General features: G+C 48.4%; 14 protein-coding genes and 1 pseudogene. 5 read left to right on the forward strand and 10 right to left on the reverse strand.

All coding sequences use genetic code 11. From position 1 onward, the window contains the following. The first annotated feature begins 41 nt into the window (after nt 1-41). Nucleotides 42-818: a LuxR C-terminal-related transcriptional regulator gene (locus ASQ50_RS13210; protein ID WP_052479352.1), complete on the forward strand. Its 777-nt coding sequence runs from the start codon at nt 42-44 to the stop codon at nt 816-818. A 483-nt stretch (nt 819-1,301) separates the two neighbouring features. Here ASQ50_RS13210 and ASQ50_RS13215 read toward each other — a convergent pair whose 3' ends face one another. The 8 genes from ASQ50_RS13215 to ASQ50_RS20570 all read right to left on the reverse strand — a co-directional run bounded on the left by ASQ50_RS13215 (nt 1,302) and on the right by ASQ50_RS20570 (nt 10,292). Further along, nucleotides 1,302-3,482: an ATP-dependent DNA helicase gene (locus ASQ50_RS13215; protein ID WP_058091438.1), complete on the reverse strand. Its 2,181-nt coding sequence runs from the start codon at nt 3,480-3,482 to the stop codon at nt 1,302-1,304. Beyond that, nucleotides 3,479-3,913, reverse strand: a complete 435-nt coding sequence (locus ASQ50_RS13220) for a VPA1267 family protein (protein ID WP_058091437.1) — start codon at nt 3,911-3,913, stop codon at nt 3,479-3,481. The genes ASQ50_RS13215 and ASQ50_RS13220 overlap by 4 nt, the downstream gene beginning before the upstream one ends. Before the next feature lie 2 nt (nt 3,914-3,915). Next, entirely contained in the window at nt 3,916-4,539 is a 624-nt protein-coding gene (locus ASQ50_RS13225; RefSeq protein ID WP_058091436.1) for a hypothetical protein, read from the reverse strand. Then, complete coding sequence (locus ASQ50_RS21040) at nt 4,539-4,706, reverse strand: hypothetical protein (RefSeq protein ID WP_156510009.1); 168 nt, start codon at nt 4,704-4,706, stop codon at nt 4,539-4,541. The genes ASQ50_RS13225 and ASQ50_RS21040 overlap by 1 nt, the downstream gene beginning before the upstream one ends. Next, the gene (locus ASQ50_RS13230) at nt 4,703-6,529 is read right to left on the reverse strand and encodes a site-specific integrase (protein ID WP_058091435.1); all 1,827 of its coding nucleotides are present in this window, start codon (nt 6,527-6,529) and stop codon (nt 4,703-4,705) included. The genes ASQ50_RS21040 and ASQ50_RS13230 overlap by 4 nt, the downstream gene beginning before the upstream one ends. Further along, nucleotides 6,526-7,947 (reverse strand): hypothetical protein, encoded by a 1,422-nt coding sequence (locus ASQ50_RS13235; protein ID WP_058091434.1) that lies wholly within the window; start codon nt 7,945-7,947, stop codon nt 6,526-6,528. Before ASQ50_RS13235 ends, ASQ50_RS13230 begins: the two co-directional genes overlap by 4 nt. Nucleotides 7,948-8,702: 755 nt before the next feature. Further along, nucleotides 8,703-9,713, reverse strand: a complete 1,011-nt coding sequence (locus tag ASQ50_RS20565; RefSeq protein WP_197492689.1) for a tyrosine-type recombinase/integrase — start codon at nt 9,711-9,713, stop codon at nt 8,703-8,705. Nucleotides 9,714-9,899: 186 nt separating this feature from the next. After that, nucleotides 9,900-10,292 carry a hypothetical protein gene (locus tag ASQ50_RS20570; RefSeq protein WP_197492690.1) on the reverse strand — a complete coding sequence of 131 codons (393 nt, stop codon included), beginning with the start codon at nt 10,290-10,292 and terminating at the stop codon, nt 9,900-9,902. Nucleotides 10,293-10,454: 162 nt separating this feature from the next. Here ASQ50_RS20570 and ASQ50_RS21650 point away from each other — a divergent pair, with 162 nt between their 5' ends. Further along, nucleotides 10,455-10,583 carry a hypothetical protein gene (locus ASQ50_RS21650; RefSeq protein ID WP_264754018.1) on the forward strand — a complete coding sequence of 43 codons (129 nt, stop codon included), beginning with the start codon at nt 10,455-10,457 and terminating at the stop codon, nt 10,581-10,583. A 311-nt stretch (nt 10,584-10,894) separates the two neighbouring features. Further along, on the forward strand, nt 10,895-11,221 hold the full coding sequence (locus tag ASQ50_RS21045) for a hypothetical protein (RefSeq protein ID WP_156510011.1): 327 nt from the start codon (nt 10,895-10,897) through the stop codon (nt 11,219-11,221). 142 nt (nt 11,222-11,363) lie between these two features. Here the strand turns inward: ASQ50_RS21045 and ASQ50_RS21050 are convergent, their stop codons facing one another. Then, nucleotides 11,364-11,510 carry a tyrosine-type recombinase/integrase gene (locus tag ASQ50_RS21050; RefSeq protein ID WP_227507720.1) on the reverse strand — a complete coding sequence of 49 codons (147 nt, stop codon included), beginning with the start codon at nt 11,508-11,510 and terminating at the stop codon, nt 11,364-11,366. A 179-nt stretch (nt 11,511-11,689) separates the two neighbouring features. Beyond that, nucleotides 11,690-12,331 (reverse strand): annotated as a pseudogene (locus tag ASQ50_RS21055) (IS3 family transposase); the annotation flags it as partial. 957 nt (nt 12,332-13,288) lie between these two features. On the opposite strand from ASQ50_RS21055, the gene ASQ50_RS13250 reads away from it, so the two are divergent. Both ASQ50_RS13250 and ASQ50_RS13255 read left to right on the forward strand, forming a co-directional pair. After that, the gene (locus ASQ50_RS13250) at nt 13,289-14,434 is read left to right on the forward strand and encodes an acyl-CoA dehydrogenase family protein (RefSeq protein ID WP_053114414.1); all 1,146 of its coding nucleotides are present in this window, start codon (nt 13,289-13,291) and stop codon (nt 14,432-14,434) included. A gap of 38 nt (nt 14,435-14,472) precedes the next feature. Further along, nucleotides 14,473-15,261 carry an enoyl-CoA hydratase/isomerase family protein gene (locus tag ASQ50_RS13255; protein ID WP_058091432.1) on the forward strand — a complete coding sequence of 263 codons (789 nt, stop codon included), beginning with the start codon at nt 14,473-14,475 and terminating at the stop codon, nt 15,259-15,261. The last annotated feature ends 25 nt before the right edge of the window (nt 15,262-15,286 follow it).

Consider the following 15,286-nt stretch of genomic DNA (forward strand, 5'->3'; position numbering starts at 1 on the left):
CACACCAGTAAATGTATGTACAGTTTGGCGAGGAATAACAAATGCTAGAAGAAGCCAATAACCTCAGAAGCTTGTCAAAGAGCCAAACCACGCTGCACTCCCTCCCGGTTCCTGACATTGGCCAGGAAGAAGTCGGCAAAACGTCATTATTCAAGGCTATGATTGCTGATTGTCAGCCGCTTTTTCGCGATGCCTTAAGGAGCATTATTCAGAGAAATCATGATTGCAAACATGTCTTCGAGGCATTCAGCTTGGAAGACGCCATGGAAATCGTGAGTGAGCATGGCAGCCTTGATCTCATCTTCTTCGATCTCGACATGCCTGATATGAGAGGGCTTGGTGGGCTTGGTCGTTTAAATGAGATCGCGCCTTCGCTCCCCACCATAGTCATGTCGGCTAGAGTAAACAGATATGTCACGTCTCAGGCGATCGGTCAGGGGGCCATGGGGGTCATAGCAAAAACTGCATCAAGAGATGAAATTGTCGACGCTATTCGACAGGTTTTGGATGGCAAGATTTGCGTTTGTGCAGGCTCTGACGAATTCGAAAATGGTAACGGCCGTGGTGCTGTCATGGCCGGCTCAGAAGCAGAGGTTGATCCGAGCCAGTTTCAATCTTTAACGAAGCGACAGCTGATAGTTTTAGAGAGAATGACACGCGGAGAGTCTAACAAACAGATCGCGTACAACTTGCACTTGGCGGAAACCACTGTTAAGGCTCATGTTTCGGCTGTCCTACGTAAACTGAATGTTCAAAATCGCGCGCAGGCTATCCTTGCAGCGAGTTGCCTCGACCTAGTTTCTCAAATGCGTAAATAGCCAGTTGTTTCGATTCAGCGCAGACCTAAAACGAAGCCAGAGTCGAAAACTGACTGAAAACTCAAATCAGCCGGTGGGTGACGATGTAAGCATCCCTGTTTTAATTGCGCCGCGAATTAGAGTTCTCCACACGATTGTGTTTTGCCAAAAACTCCAATGTCAGAGGGACTTTCGGTGACTCCGGAGGGGGGGGGGGGAGGCAATCAGATCATGAAGCGCCGAAGAAAAGGGCCGTTTTGGGTCAAATTCGGTCGTTTCTGAATGTTCGCTTTTGTTTAGGAGAGGATCTTTTACTCTGGCTTGATTCTGTGGTGAAACGGTCAGTCGCGGCACCGTAAAAAAGGACCGCTTTGAGAACAGAGCGACCAACTTAACGTGACAGTGGGCGGCCAAACTATGGTGTCGCTATCAGTTCCGCTATGATCGGATTGCGGTACAGGGAGAGGTCCCGATGGCCGCGACCGGCGATGAGGGGGCGTGCCGTCAATGGCTAACCCCCGAATCCCTCTTCCCTTCGAGCAACAAATCTTTCAAGTAGCTCGCTCGCCTGTTGGCATTACTCACTGACTTCGCCATTGAAGCAAAATCGCTGCTGTTCCCCACGATATGAACCTCGGCTTCTGCACGAGTCACCGCTGTATAGAGCCAAGCTCGATCTGAGATCCGCCCCTTCTGGATTGCGACTACGATTCTTGGGAACTGGCTACCTTGGGCCTTGTGCAGCGTAATGGCATAGCCCAGTTCCATACAATCGAAGATTTCCTCCGTGATCGGAATTTGCTCACCTGTATCCAGCGTCACCACGCCATAGGTGTCCTGATCGTCCTGATAGCCACGTTCTGTCGAGGTCAAGACGCCCAACGAGCCGTTCTGAATACCGAGGTTGTAATTATTTTTGGTGAACAGGATAGGGTCACCCAATCGGAGATCCAGGTAGAAATCCTCGCCATAGAGGGTAAATTGCAGACGCTCACCATCTGGGTTAATCAGCCGCTGACACTCCTGATTCAGCTCTCTGACTAAAGCCTTGGTTGCCCCGACGATTTGAGTGGGCTGAGGAGAATCTGCATAGAGCGCCTTGCACCGATCAACAATCTGTTCTGAACTCGCCTCATGGAACGTAATCGCTCCACAAGACAACGAGCGAGGGACCTCGCCACGATTGATGGTGGCTGAGTATTCAGGTATTCCTGTCGCACCTTCCTGACGCTTCACAATACGAAGTGCCTGAGTCGCCACCGCACCTGACTCAACGATGTCCGACAACACTTTGCCGCAACCGATTGGCGGGAGCTGATTGGGGTCGCCAGTGAGAATGATCCGAACTGATGGATCAAGATGCGTAATGAGTCGGTACATGGTCGGAAGGTCAATCATGCTCGCCTCATCGATGACGAGGACATGCTTTGGGCGATCCAGCGTGGGCTCTATCGGCTCCTCTCGAAGCAACCGGGCAATGGTCATGGTGAAGAAGCCAATGCTCTCGTGCAGCCGCATTGCCGCTCTGCCAGACAAGGCAACCGCATGAACTTCATATCCCAGTGAGTTGTACGCCCTGAGAACTGTCCTCAGCACCGTCGTTTTGCCCGTTCCGGCACCACCGATAATGCAGGACACAGAGTTGGTCAGACTGGATTCAACGGCCTGCACCTGTTGTTCCGTGAGGTCATAAGGCAGATCCAGAACCGCATCGGTTAAGGCTTTGAATACCTCCTCATCTGAGTCAGTCATGCTGGCCATGGATTTCAGGCGTTTGGCAACGACCGACTCCATCATGATTTGAGCGGTAGGATGGTAGGTGCCGTTATCGGGTCGGAGGATAAATTGGCCGCTCTGATGCCCGTTTTCGAAAGCGGCCGTTGTCAGTTCGGCGTCCTGTAAAAGCTCGTTAACCAAAGGCTTGAGGGCTTTGTGGGTGGCGTAAGTATGCCCCTTTTCAACCTGTTTGCGGATTGCCGTCTCCAGTGCCCCGGCAAGGCGCTGGGGCGCAGATTTCGCAAAGCCTAATCGCTCTGAGATGGTATCAATGTCCGTAAACGCCATCCCAAATCCAAGAAGTGCATAGGGATTGCTCTTGAGGACATCGACAGTGCGTTCATCGTGGTATTTCAGAATGCGTTGCTGGATACGCAACGGGATTCCGAGCGAGGCCAGCCAATTAGCGTGTGCGAGGTTTCGGTATTTGGCGTAGCCGTTGTATAGGGCGTCTACCGATACATCACTCAGAATGCCCTTCAGAAGCTCCCTGTGATCCGCTGTGTCGTATCGCAGCATCTGGTGTAGTTGGCTGCCGAAGGCGTCCCAGAGCGCCCGTGCTTTCGCCTCACCAATGCCGGTGAAATCTCTGTCTGACGCAATAAAGCGGATCAGTGCCTCACCGGATTCTGGCAACGTGCATTCCATTTCAACCGGCGCGTTATAGACATGCTGCTGTAGTTCAAAGTCGCCTGCCTGAACCGCCTCCAATACCCGCTCACCACGCACGCGCCATTGCTGGCCTACAGATGGTTTGATGGGCAGAGACTGGTTTTCGCACCGGATGGAGATGATGTATTTCCCGCTGTTGATGCGGTAGCTGTTGGCTTTCAGCGGGACACCAGAAAAGATCGTGTATTTTGCGCCTTCATGCTGACAACTGGTTACGCGGAAATAGTCTTCATTCATGGGGCGACACCAAATTCCGTCAGCACCTCAGATAACTCGCCATAGCGCTTGAGTTTGGCTTCCAGCGTTGCTACGCGGGCTTTCAGCTCAATGTTTTCCTGCTCCAGAACGGAGACTCGTTTTGACTGCAGTGACCGCTGATTGGCGCTGGCATCGTAAGGCTTTGGCGCAGACCGTTGTTGCTGTGCGGATTCTAGCAGTGGCGGTAATACGCCTCTTTCACGGAGGTCCGTTTCGAGATGCTCCAAGGCCGTTTTTATCGCCGGATTCTGGCGCAAGGCGCTCTTTCCGATACCGATAGCGTTGGCAACTTCGCCACGGTTTAGCTGGCCGCGAGAGACGATCTGCTTGAAATCATCATCGGTTTGCGTAACGGCCCAACGCTGAAAGGCAACAAGGTTTTCCCGCGCTTTCTGCTGTCCGTTTGCCATGGTCAACTCCCACCTTTCGTCTGGGCAACCAGTCGTCTTAACTGATCTCTCTCTTCCGCCAGTTGCGCAAGCTCTTTAATAAGCTCACGGTTAGATTCGGACAAACCGGCATTCCGTCTGCGGCATGCGCTCAACTCAGACTCCAGAGCTTCGTTTTTCTCTTTCAGGTTGCGTTGCGTCGAAAGCAAATCTCGCTCAATAGCCGCTTCCAGAAATTCCTTCATTTTCAGGTTTTCCATTTCGTGGAGCTGCCTTTGCAGCACCAAATTCTCTGTCTCTGTCTCTGACTTTGTTTTATGACGTCCACGACGCGCCTTAAGCTTTAAAGCCTCATAACGATTGATTAATTTTTCATTTTCTCGCTCGATAAAATCAATGAGTTCCGGTCTTCGCGAAGACCTAATATTGCTCTTATCGATGTTCAATGAGAGAGCGATTCTCGAAGCGATTACTGTGCGCTCTCGCAAACTCAATTCATCGCCCTGGTCAATCAAGCCCTCAAGTTCTTTGACTTCTTCCACCACTTTTGAGTAGAGCGCTTTAGTTAGACTGTTTCCTTCTGCTACCCATGAAGGTGCATCGTTAACTAACGGGGATACGAAGTTCTCCAAATCAAAAGTGCTCATTATATCTCTCCTAATTCACGGAGAATCCGCTCTGCATTTTTGATAGCTTTTTTGCTCGCATCGACAGCCTTGCTCCGGATTTTGAGAGGATGTTTTTGAATGAAATTTTGATGGGCGACACCCAACCTTTTAATAGCTTCGGCATGGGGTTGAAGTACCAGGTTCATCGGACAGCCTGAACAAACAGAAAAACCCAAAATCGGTGTGGATCGGGAAGATTAGTTCTTGGGTCCCTACAAAGAGCTTGACTTTTTCTCTTCGAACTGAACATGCAATAGCCATATTCATGAGCATTGATGATGTCAAAATCCCTGGCAATTTCATCGACTGCTTCCTCAAACTCGCCTACTGGAAGGAATACATGACTATCGCCAATAATTTCAGTGACCCGCTTCCTTATGTAGAGTGCGACGCCGCCAACGAATTCGTATTGGTCTTCAGACGTCGCAATTCTGGCAACCAGCTCATTAATGTAATCTCGCTCTAGCTGGTTCATTACGCTTGGGGTGAGTTTGCCGTCAGTGTACTTCTTTGTATAGCCACTGCCTTCACCGTGTAGAAAGTGTTGCCGAATAGCCTCCAGAACGTTTCCATCAAATCGTCGTAAGGCGAACGCAGCAAAACTGTGTCTGAACTGATGGGGACTGATTGAAGAATTTTTCGTTGTAACAGCATCTCCGTGTTTATCAATAAAACGGGCGTAAAACCTTTTTACATAGGACGAAACTGTATCCTTTTTTGGGTGGAAGTACTCTCCTTCTTCACCCCTGTCCACCATGTTTTGACATAAATTCCGGCTAAATAAACCAACATTGTCTGTCCGTTTGTCCGAGTAGCTCAGCGCCTCAAGCACATCGGCTGCTTCTGCGACCAAGCCGTGCATGACTCTAATCTCGCTTCCTCCAGCGTGGGTTTTATCTACTTGGCTTTTGAAAATCCACTCACCACTGTTTCTCTTCTCGTAATCGCTTACCTTTATTGTGCAAAGCTCAGAAACACGAATGCCCGTAAGACAGAGAAATATAACCGCGCAAGCCTCATATACCTCTGCACAATAATTAACGAACTCGCCGTGTGAGTTCCAAAATAGCGCAGACAGTTCTCGCCCAATTACTTCCGTGAATAAAGCATCAAGTCTCAGAATTTTTTCTCTGGCATTCCTTCTATGACCATGATTTCTAAACTCCGGAAAGATTCTACCTTGTTTCATGTATTTATTCAGACTGACCCGATTGCCTGATTCCCTTCCATAGACTAAATCATGCCGAATTTGATCAGGCGATCTCTGCACTTTACAGAGGGCGACTGCCGCCCGCGTCTGGTCAGATCGAAGCACCGCAATTGCTTCTGCTAGAAGAAGCATCGCAACTTCAGTAGCAACCTCACCGAAACTCCCTCCCTTAAAATATGCATCTATGTGGACGCCATGCTTTTTAAGAAGGTCGCCAAACATAGCATTCGCCGAATTTCTCCGGTTATGAAAGCAGATCGCGAAACCATCAGAAATTGCACCCTCTGAAAAAGCGTGATTACTAACATTTATAACAGTGAACAAACCATTTGTGCTTCCACGAGAAGCCAAACCGTCTGGTTTATCCTGCGCAGTCAAAAACAATTCCCCAAGAAGATTAGCCCGAAACATCTCTGTGATCAGCTCCCTGTCCCATCGATGAAACTCAAGCGTTATATTACGTTGACTAGAAAATAATAGAATTTTTCGGAGATCAACGACAAAGCCCTTTATCGTACTTTTACGGGCGACAAGCTTTCCGTCCTCCGATACGTAACCACCCGAATAGAAAACAACCATTTCCTTTGCCCACAGTTTCTTTACATACGAGCCTTCATAAGATGCCCAATTTAACACCAAGATATCGGATGACGTTTCATCAGTGATATACCATTTCTCATCGCCCAGACGATTGAAACGCGGCGTTTCGAGATCTTTCTGTTCTTGCGAACCTGATGCTTTTGAAGAGACGGTGCTCATGAGTGTGCCTCGAACAATTCTGGAAACTCAAAATTCAGCCTTGCTTGAAGTTCTGAACCTGCCTTTTTAAGATGTGCCGGAAACTGGTCGAGAATTTCCAAAAGGTAGATTTTCTTTGTCATAAGGCTCTGGAAAGTTTTCGTATTTTTTTCAAAAACCGAACTCAGGACTGAATCAAGCTTCTTCACATATGCCTGTATGAGAGCGCTGGTTACCTCACTTTTAATAATAACAGTCTTGTCAGAAAAGGTTAGCTCTCCAAACAAGCCAAATTCTAGATCATCGATCATCTTCTGAGAAATTTCTTCCAAGCTTGCAGCGGGCGCCTTTAAACCCAGTAGTGACGATGCTTTTTCCAGATCGACAACTTCAGTGTTCTCAAGCATAAATGACAACTTTGACGCATCCTCCATCATTTTCTCGCCAACCTGCCTGGGAAAATGGGATTGCTTTATAATATGTTCAGGTTCTCTTGACCGAGCAAGATATACTTCTCGTTTTGTTTTCTGAGTATGTTTTGTAAGTGCAGCGGCAACCTCAGGGTCGTCTAGTTCCGCGTCGTCAAAGGTCGACTGATCAAGTAAAACACGGCTTCGCCCAATATTATCGACGCTTAAAGTTGTTTTGATGACATTTTTTATCCGCTTTTTTACAGTGCCGTAGTTTCGGCGATAATCTTCTTGTTTAATCCGTTCCTTTACAGCCTCATGGTTTGATAAAACATTCTCCATTAACCACAAGAATGGTTTTTCATCACCCAGTAAATCCATTTCACATTGGTTTCGAGGGATTGAGTCCGCGACGCAAAGATCACCAAATAAATACTCATAAGAAGTTAACGGACCGAGCGCAAATCTCCAGAATTGCCCACAATGCGGATTGAAGAGATTTCTTTCTGCGTCGGCGATATAAGATTCGCTTTGTTGCGTTAACTCAACAAAGTATTTAATTGCCTGATAAATGTAGGACTGCCGCTTATACTCTGGCGATGTAAACGGAATAGTCTTATTTGACCGAAATTTATAATGACTGTAGACCAATGTCCTTTCCGATATGGAAAAGTCATCAACCCTCATAGATTGCAAGGCAGCGGTCTGGACTCGGTCCGACGCTAGAATATAAGCAAGGGAAAGGTTCTCGACATACGTCGGTAAGACCAGATCGCGTATTGTGAAGCTATAGTTCGTTGAGAAACCACCGTGGGAATTTCCGAACTCATTACCGAATGATTTACTGTGTTTTTTGATCAAATTAAAACTAAAGCCAGTGTCGAATTTGATACAGTCGTTTAAGAGCTCTCTCATGCGTTGAACAGAAGGCGATCTATAGTTTCGATTCTTCAAACCTGCAGGTATTATTGACCGAAACGCTCTGTTCACGAGCATTGAATTTTTGCTCTGGGCTGCCGTCTTGAGCATCTCTCCATAGATTTTTCGTGCTGAAAGTTCCTGTGAGGAGTTTAAGGTTCTTTGTCTCGAACTCAACGAACTGTTCAATATGATGGGATAAGAGGAAAAGCATAGGTCATCGAATATATGGCGTAGCTCCCCAACAACGTTTTCGTTATCCAATAATTCGTTTCGCTCTTGCGCAGTTCGATTTATTATCCAGCTACAGACTATTCGTAAAGAGTGGAGGAGCTCAAGATTAGAGTATGGACAATGCGGGAAAATCTCGCTCATTGACAATTTTGGCCTTTTAGGCGAAGGTTTTTTCAGAGCGCGATTGGTTGGAATCAATCTTTGAGCTATTCCTATATCGCCTTGATTCGATGATTGTGATAAGAAATATTTAAGGGCTTTTGAGACAATATTTACTTCGCTACGAATCGAATTCGTAGTCGCCGTTTTTTTGTTTTTTAGGTAATTGAAGTAGTTCGGGTATAAAAGTGTTTTTGCGCTTAGAGCAACAGGATAATCTAGGGTTCCTAAATAATCAAAAAAATTCCTAATCTTCAAAAACTCGTTTCTTCTTGTCGAAGGCCGTAAATTTGCAAATTTCGCAGAACACAAATATTTGAGGCACGCTCTGATAACAATGTAGCCGATCAGCTCCGATTTTATTTCAAAAGTTCTATTAATTCCATCTACATTGGTTGAGTACAGGCCTCTGGATATCTCAACTATAATGCTTGAGGTACTTTCAGTGAGGTTTAACAAGTTTGGCCCGCCCGCTATTTATATTGATTATTAAAAGGTGGTAACTTTCTATCGTTTCCCGCAAGTTTCTTTAATATATTATTTCTTTGATTCATAACTGCGTCAAAAAAGACATATATGAACGTGGTTTGCTTGTCGGTGTGACCCATATATTCGGGAACGATTACCCAAGGGTCGAAGCCATTTTCGTAACTCCAACTCACTAAATTCGTGGCGTAGCATTTTCGGAGTGTATGGAATCTACTTCTGCCCCAGGCAATGTCTGACCTTCCTTCAGTGCTGAGGATTTTGCTTCGGCAAAACGCGAATACATCGCTAGGTAATTGGTCTGAGCTTCCGAGCCATGATCCATTTTTTTTGCAAATTAAGGGGCCAGGCGGAAGCTTCCCCCTCTCTCCATTTATAAACTTTGATATAGATGACACTAACCGTGGCGGACAGGGAACTGTTCTCAACTTTTCGCCCTTTCCTATAATTTCGATTTCGATTGCGGCGTTGAGTGTTGACCTCGCATTTAATTTGGCTTCCAGGACAGTTGTATCGAGATTTCTCGGATCGATAATTTCTCGCGCTCTCAATCCCGCATAATAACCAAGCATTAGAACTAGTTCTGCCCTTTGCCTGGTAAAGGTTGATTTTGAAATTAATTGAGACGCTGGTAGTACAGTATTTTGAAAATCGTCCTCGGAAATGTGTGTCTCCCGTAATTTTGCGATCGAATCTGCTGAGAGCGTTGATGTTTTAAAATCAAAATTTGACAGGTTGATTTCAAAGTTTGGAATATTTTCTATCAGCCCGATGGATCTTGAAAACCGGTAGAACCGGTTAAGTGCTGCAGTGTGATTTTCGACTGATTTTCGTTTTAATCCTTTCTCTTGAATGAGGTAACTATGGACATAAGCAGAGATATCTCGATCAGTAAGAGCGTTCCATTGGTCCACTCCTTTCCAATCCTCCAATGCTGTGAAAAAAGTCCTTAATCGGTCTTTGTAGCTTCTAACTGTGTTCTCTGATGCGCCGCGCATAGATTCACTTAAGGCGAAAAGTGTGGGAGCCAACAGAGGTTTTTTTCGATGCCAAAAAAAATAGCTGGAGATGTGTAAGGAGGGCGTTAGTTCAATGCCAGTAACTTTTTGAACAGTTATCATAATTATCACATAGTGCTTTTTGATGACAATACAAAAGAGCTGGCTTGCTGTCAACAAATAATCTCATGCTCGCGCACAGTGATAATTACGGCAATCACCATTCGCATCGTCCCAGCCATGGCCGAAAGCCGGCCGCCGATAGTCGCCCTGAGCGCCTGAGGGCTCACCTACGGGCTTTTTTGCCTCACCCCTCGCCTGAATCGATATTCCTCTCAGCAGCCGCCCTTTCGCGCCCAGACACGCCTCAACGGTATCGAACGGCGTGAAGTTCTGAGTGCGGTCATACCAACTGCTTTCCGGTGGATGACACAAACCGCTTGTCGATTGTTTTACGATGCCGGCGGTGACTGCTCCGCTGATAGCCAACAAGGCGGCAATGACTGTAAGGTGAAAACAAACAACAACGTGTTTCATAGATCCGTTGAGCTCAGGTACGTGATAGGTTGTGAAATACATTAAAGCACCAGATTCTGAACGCTTTCGCAATCCATGGCCATCTGCATTCTACGGCCAACCAACGCTTCAACGGTGTCGGCACCATGATCGAAGTGAGAATTCTCCCAAAGCGTCGTAAGATGAGGATGAACCACGACACTCGCGCAATTAAGAGGGCCAGTTATGAATCTTTTGGCAGGCTTGTTGGGATACTCCGCGTTCGTGCTCACGACACTTGCCATCGGCGGTCTGGGTTACCTTTACGCTGATGACTTGGAACGCTGGGCAAAACGGCAACTGGAGAATGAGTGATGCCCGCCGAAAACCGCGTGCTGGATCTCAGTTCCGATGAGGTTGCTTTGATGGGGCGGCTGGGCATCGCCGAAGCGCGTATCCGTGAGATCCTCGCCGCGGAGGTAGATTCCACTTCAGAACCTAAGTCGGAGGCCCCGAGCCCCCATCCAAGCGGCCTTTCAGCCACGGAACGGGAGATCCTCCGACGCGGGGGCGCTCGCGGCCTGGACGAACCGCCGGCCGTCCATCGTCGGCGTCAAAGGGAGAATCTCGAAGCCCTCATCCAAGCGTGTCGGGCGCTCATACAGACCGCTCACGATACCGCGACTGTGGCCTCGCGGCTTCGTCTGTCACAAGCATCCGTGGTGAACCAGGCTCACCAGGCTCCTCCCCAGCTGTCTGCGTTCGAGCTGAGCTCCGGGGCTCTGCACTTTCCAGCCTGGCAATTCACCGAGACGGGCACCATTCCGCACTTGTCGGATCTTCTGACGGTCGCGGGTGCAACACTCCCTCAGCTCGTGTTGACTCGATTTATGGTCACGCCCCACTTGGATCTGGACGTCGGCAACGGACGGTTGAGCCCCAGAGACTGGCTGGTTCGCGGTCTCAATCCTGAGCCCGTTCTGGAGGCCGTACGAGCGATCGTAGACGAGTGAGGCTTCACCATAACTTCATATTATGCGTAGCGTAGATGACCTAGATATAGGTGGCTGAAAGGATTGCCATTAAACAAAAGCGAACATTCATGGCGCCTGTAATCCTCGGCTCTGTCTGCCTAGTTGAGCGCTTGGTCATTCTTCAAGAACCTAGCAAACGGTCAAATGGACTAACTGTTCCAGCTCGTCGATCGCCAATAACGTGGGTGTAGATTTCAGTCGTGCGAATATCGCTGTGGCCGCGGATCTCCTGAACCGTTCGGATATCACTTCGGGATCTCAGTACCAAAAGCGTGGCGAAAAGTATGCGCCGTCACCCGATTGGTAATTCCGCTCGTTTGCACAGCCTGCCTTAATTGCCTCGCGTGTGTAGAATGATGAGAGTGATGTCAGCAAACATAGGCAGCGATGAGGTGAACGCATCTTGTTGGGGGCGTGAATAGATAATGCCTGACCTGCCCCCAGTCTTTAATCCAACTGCTTCCTAGTAATGTCCGTTACTGCTGAATCAGTTTTGCCAAGTCGGAGAGCGGAGGCAAACTCCAGGGGTGTCTGATACCCCAGGGATGAATGCGGACGCTGCTCACTGTAGTCCAAGCGCCAATTGCTGATCTTCTCCCGGGCGTGTGCGAGATCTCGGAACCAGTGTTCATTCAGACACTCATCCCGGAATTTTCCGTTAAAGCTCTCGACGTAACCATTCTGCATCGGCTTTCCGGGCTGAATCAGCTTCAGTTCAACGCCATGACGGTAGGCCCATTGATCGAGTGCTTTGCCAGTGAATTTCGGCCCTTGGTCGGTTCTAACGGCTTTCGGGTAGCCTCGGAAGGCCGCAATGCCATCCAGGGTACGGGCTACCTGTTCACCCGAGATGCCCATGGCCACGGGAATGTCGAGGCATTCCTTGGTGAAGTCATCCACGATAGTCAGGCATTTGATCCTGCGCCCGTTGGCCAAGGAATCCATCACGAAGTCCATGGACCACGTATGATTCGGTGCATCGGGCAACACCAGGGGCTGTCGTTCCACCATCACACCTTTACGGCGCTTGCGTTTGCGGACGGCCAGGCCTGCCTCCCGGTAAAGCCGATAAACCTTCTTGTGATTCACCTCAGCAGCAACGCCAATCAGGGCGGAATTCATGGGAGATCGATCGGGACTGATCACCAGCAGAGCGCAGATGGCCAGAATTGCGCAATTAAAGAAGATGGAGTAGCCCACACCAAGAAAGTACATCAGCACCGAAGACGTCAGCAGGCAGCCAACAACATTGCCGATTGTGCTCAAGGCTGTAGCACTACCGGCGGCTTCGCTTTTTCTCGTATTCTGGTCTGCCGCGTTAAGTAGCAATGGCACGGTCTGGCCAAGAAAGAATATTAGCCGTGCCATGATAGTCGGACAGAAGGCTAGCAGGTGGGTTAGAGCATTGCTGAGTACCGGGATTACCGCAGTGAGGTCCGTCACCGTCAGAACATACCAGCTGAAGAACGGGTAGGAGAGACCAATACCGAATAATCCTGTGGCGAAAACGAGGTTGATCAGCAGGGCACTGGAAAATTTCTCGGATGATCTCTTCCCAGCCTGATAATAGCCAAGTCCAGGGCCGCCAAAAAGCAAGTTATGAAAATTGAGGTGTAAGGCACTGATCTGCCGATAAACGCGATGGTTTGACGGTTAGTGACCATCTGAATACCTGCACTGGCCAAGCCAGGGACCGCCCCTTCCGGTCGTTTCATATGTTCCAGAAACGCCTACCAAAAAATGACGCTATCTAGCAATTGGGATTGTCAAAGCTGATAAGGCCTGGAATTCCCGCGCCCTCTGCTAGTTTTGTCTTGCCGTAGCAGAGTTACTGCACCCCCGGATGTCCTGGGAACGCCCACGAGCTGGCTAATCGACCGTTGTTGATAACAGGCCTCTTAGAAAACTAAGTATCTAGAAAATTGATCATTGGCCCTACCCCCGCTTTTGAGGGGGGTGAAGCCAAAACGATTGAGATACGGTTAGAAATATCCAACAAACCCGAGCTGCCAACGATAGCTCTCCCTTAGTTAGAAAGGCGATTTTATGACCATGCAGATGACAGAAGAACAAAGAATGGCCACGGACGGCTTGAGGAAGGTTCTCGACGCTGAGATTGAGCCAAAATTGAGAGCCCACGGTGAAAAGTTTATTCCCAAAGAGATGATGAAGGGCTTCATCAAAACGTTGACAGAATATGGTCTGATCAGAGCGCCGTTCCCAGAACAGTGGGGGGGCTTAGAGATGGATTGGGTCACACATTTGCGCTTGTGGGAGGAGGTTGGTGTCAGTGCAATCGATCTGGCGCTACCAATCCTTATCAATGTTTCCGGCGCAGACATGTTAATCAGAAATGCTTCTGATTCCGTGAAGGAAAAATATGTCCCTGGACTGCTCTCTGGTGAAGTTTTCATAAGCATGGGGATATCTGAGCCTGACGTCGGTTCGGACGTTGCTGCTGCAAAGACGCGTGCAGTCCGTGATGGGGATTATTGGGTCATTAATGGAGAGAAAACGTGGATTTCCAATGGAGAGCATATGGATATCTTCGTATGCACCTGTAAGACCGGCGAAGGCGAATTGACACACATCCTTATCGAGGCAGATACACCGGGCCTCGAAGTGCGTGGCATTCCTAAAATGGCGTTGAACGGACAATCAACCTCTCAAATTTTCCTCGCGGATGTACGCGTACCCGTCGAGAACACTGTCGGGGAGATCGGGCAGGGATTAAAGAACACGCTAGTAACCTTTGAGCGTGCCCGGTGTCACATGGCCGCGTGGGGCTATTCGATTGCAAGACGGGCGATGGAAGAGTCAATTAAATACAGTCAAACCCGATCTCAACATGGGAAATTGATTGCAGGTCATCAGCTGATTGCAGAGAAAATTGCCAACATGGCTACGCAGATTGATGCCGCTCGATTACTTACGCTCAGGGCAGCAGAAATGATTGATCAAGGTTTGCGGTGTGACAAAGAGTGTGCGATGGCAAAGTGGTTTAGCACAGAAATCGCGGTAAAGGCCTGTCGAGATGCGGTTCAGATCCACGGCGGTAATGGTGTTACTAAAGAGTTCATCGTAGAGCGACTAGCGAGGGAGGCAATAATTGGCCCTATTCCAGATGGAACGACTGAAATCCAAAAGCTGTTAATCGCCCGATCACTAACTGGTGTACCGGCCTTCAGTTAAAAAGCCACCAAAACAAGATGACTTGGCGAGGTAATCAAATGACGAACAGTGCCTTACTTTATGAGCAATCTGGACCCGTTGGGTGGATTAATCTAAACCGCCCGAATGAAATGAATGCGATCAATCTGCAGATGCTGGATGAGTTTGAAGAGATTTTGCCCAGGATCGCTAATGATGATGCCGTAAAAGTCATTGTTTTGACTGGAAAGGGGAGAGCCTTTTGCGCCGGAGCAGATCTGAAAGAGATCCTTAATTCTGCTCGCTTACAACCCGGAGAAGCGGATTTTATCGATCGATTAACTGAGCGCGTTTTGAATGTACTTCGTGACTTCCCTAAGCCGGTAATCGCGGCCTTGAACGGCATCACGATGGCTGGAGGCCTTGAAACCGCCATGTGTGCGGACATCGTGGTTGCGGCTGATTGCGCAAGAATCGGAGACGCGCACGCCAACTACGGCGTATACCCTGGAGCTGGCGGCGCAGCAGTTTTACCAAGAATCATTCCTCTTAACGTAGCGAAATTTCTGCTTTTCACCGGTAGCACGCTTTCTGCAGAAGAAATGAAAATTTACGGATTTGTGAATCAAGTGGTGGATCTTAATTCCCTGCGAGCTGAAACACAAAGGATTGCAGAGTTAATCGCAGAGAAAAGCCCAATTGCGCTTCAACGTATGAAAACTGTGGCGAATGAAACAGGCAGCAAGGCTCTTCACGCTGCGTTGGAGCATGAACAGGTACTCTTCCGACGCCACATGCGTTCATATGACGCTATGGAAGGCCTTAATGCATTTAGTGAAAAGCGAAGGCCTCAATTCAAAGGTTACTAATTCACATTTAGGTCTCAAATATTCA

This window comes from Marinobacter sp. LQ44 (genome assembly GCF_001447155.2).
Taxonomy (GTDB): Bacteria; Pseudomonadota; Gammaproteobacteria; order Pseudomonadales; family Oleiphilaceae; genus Marinobacter.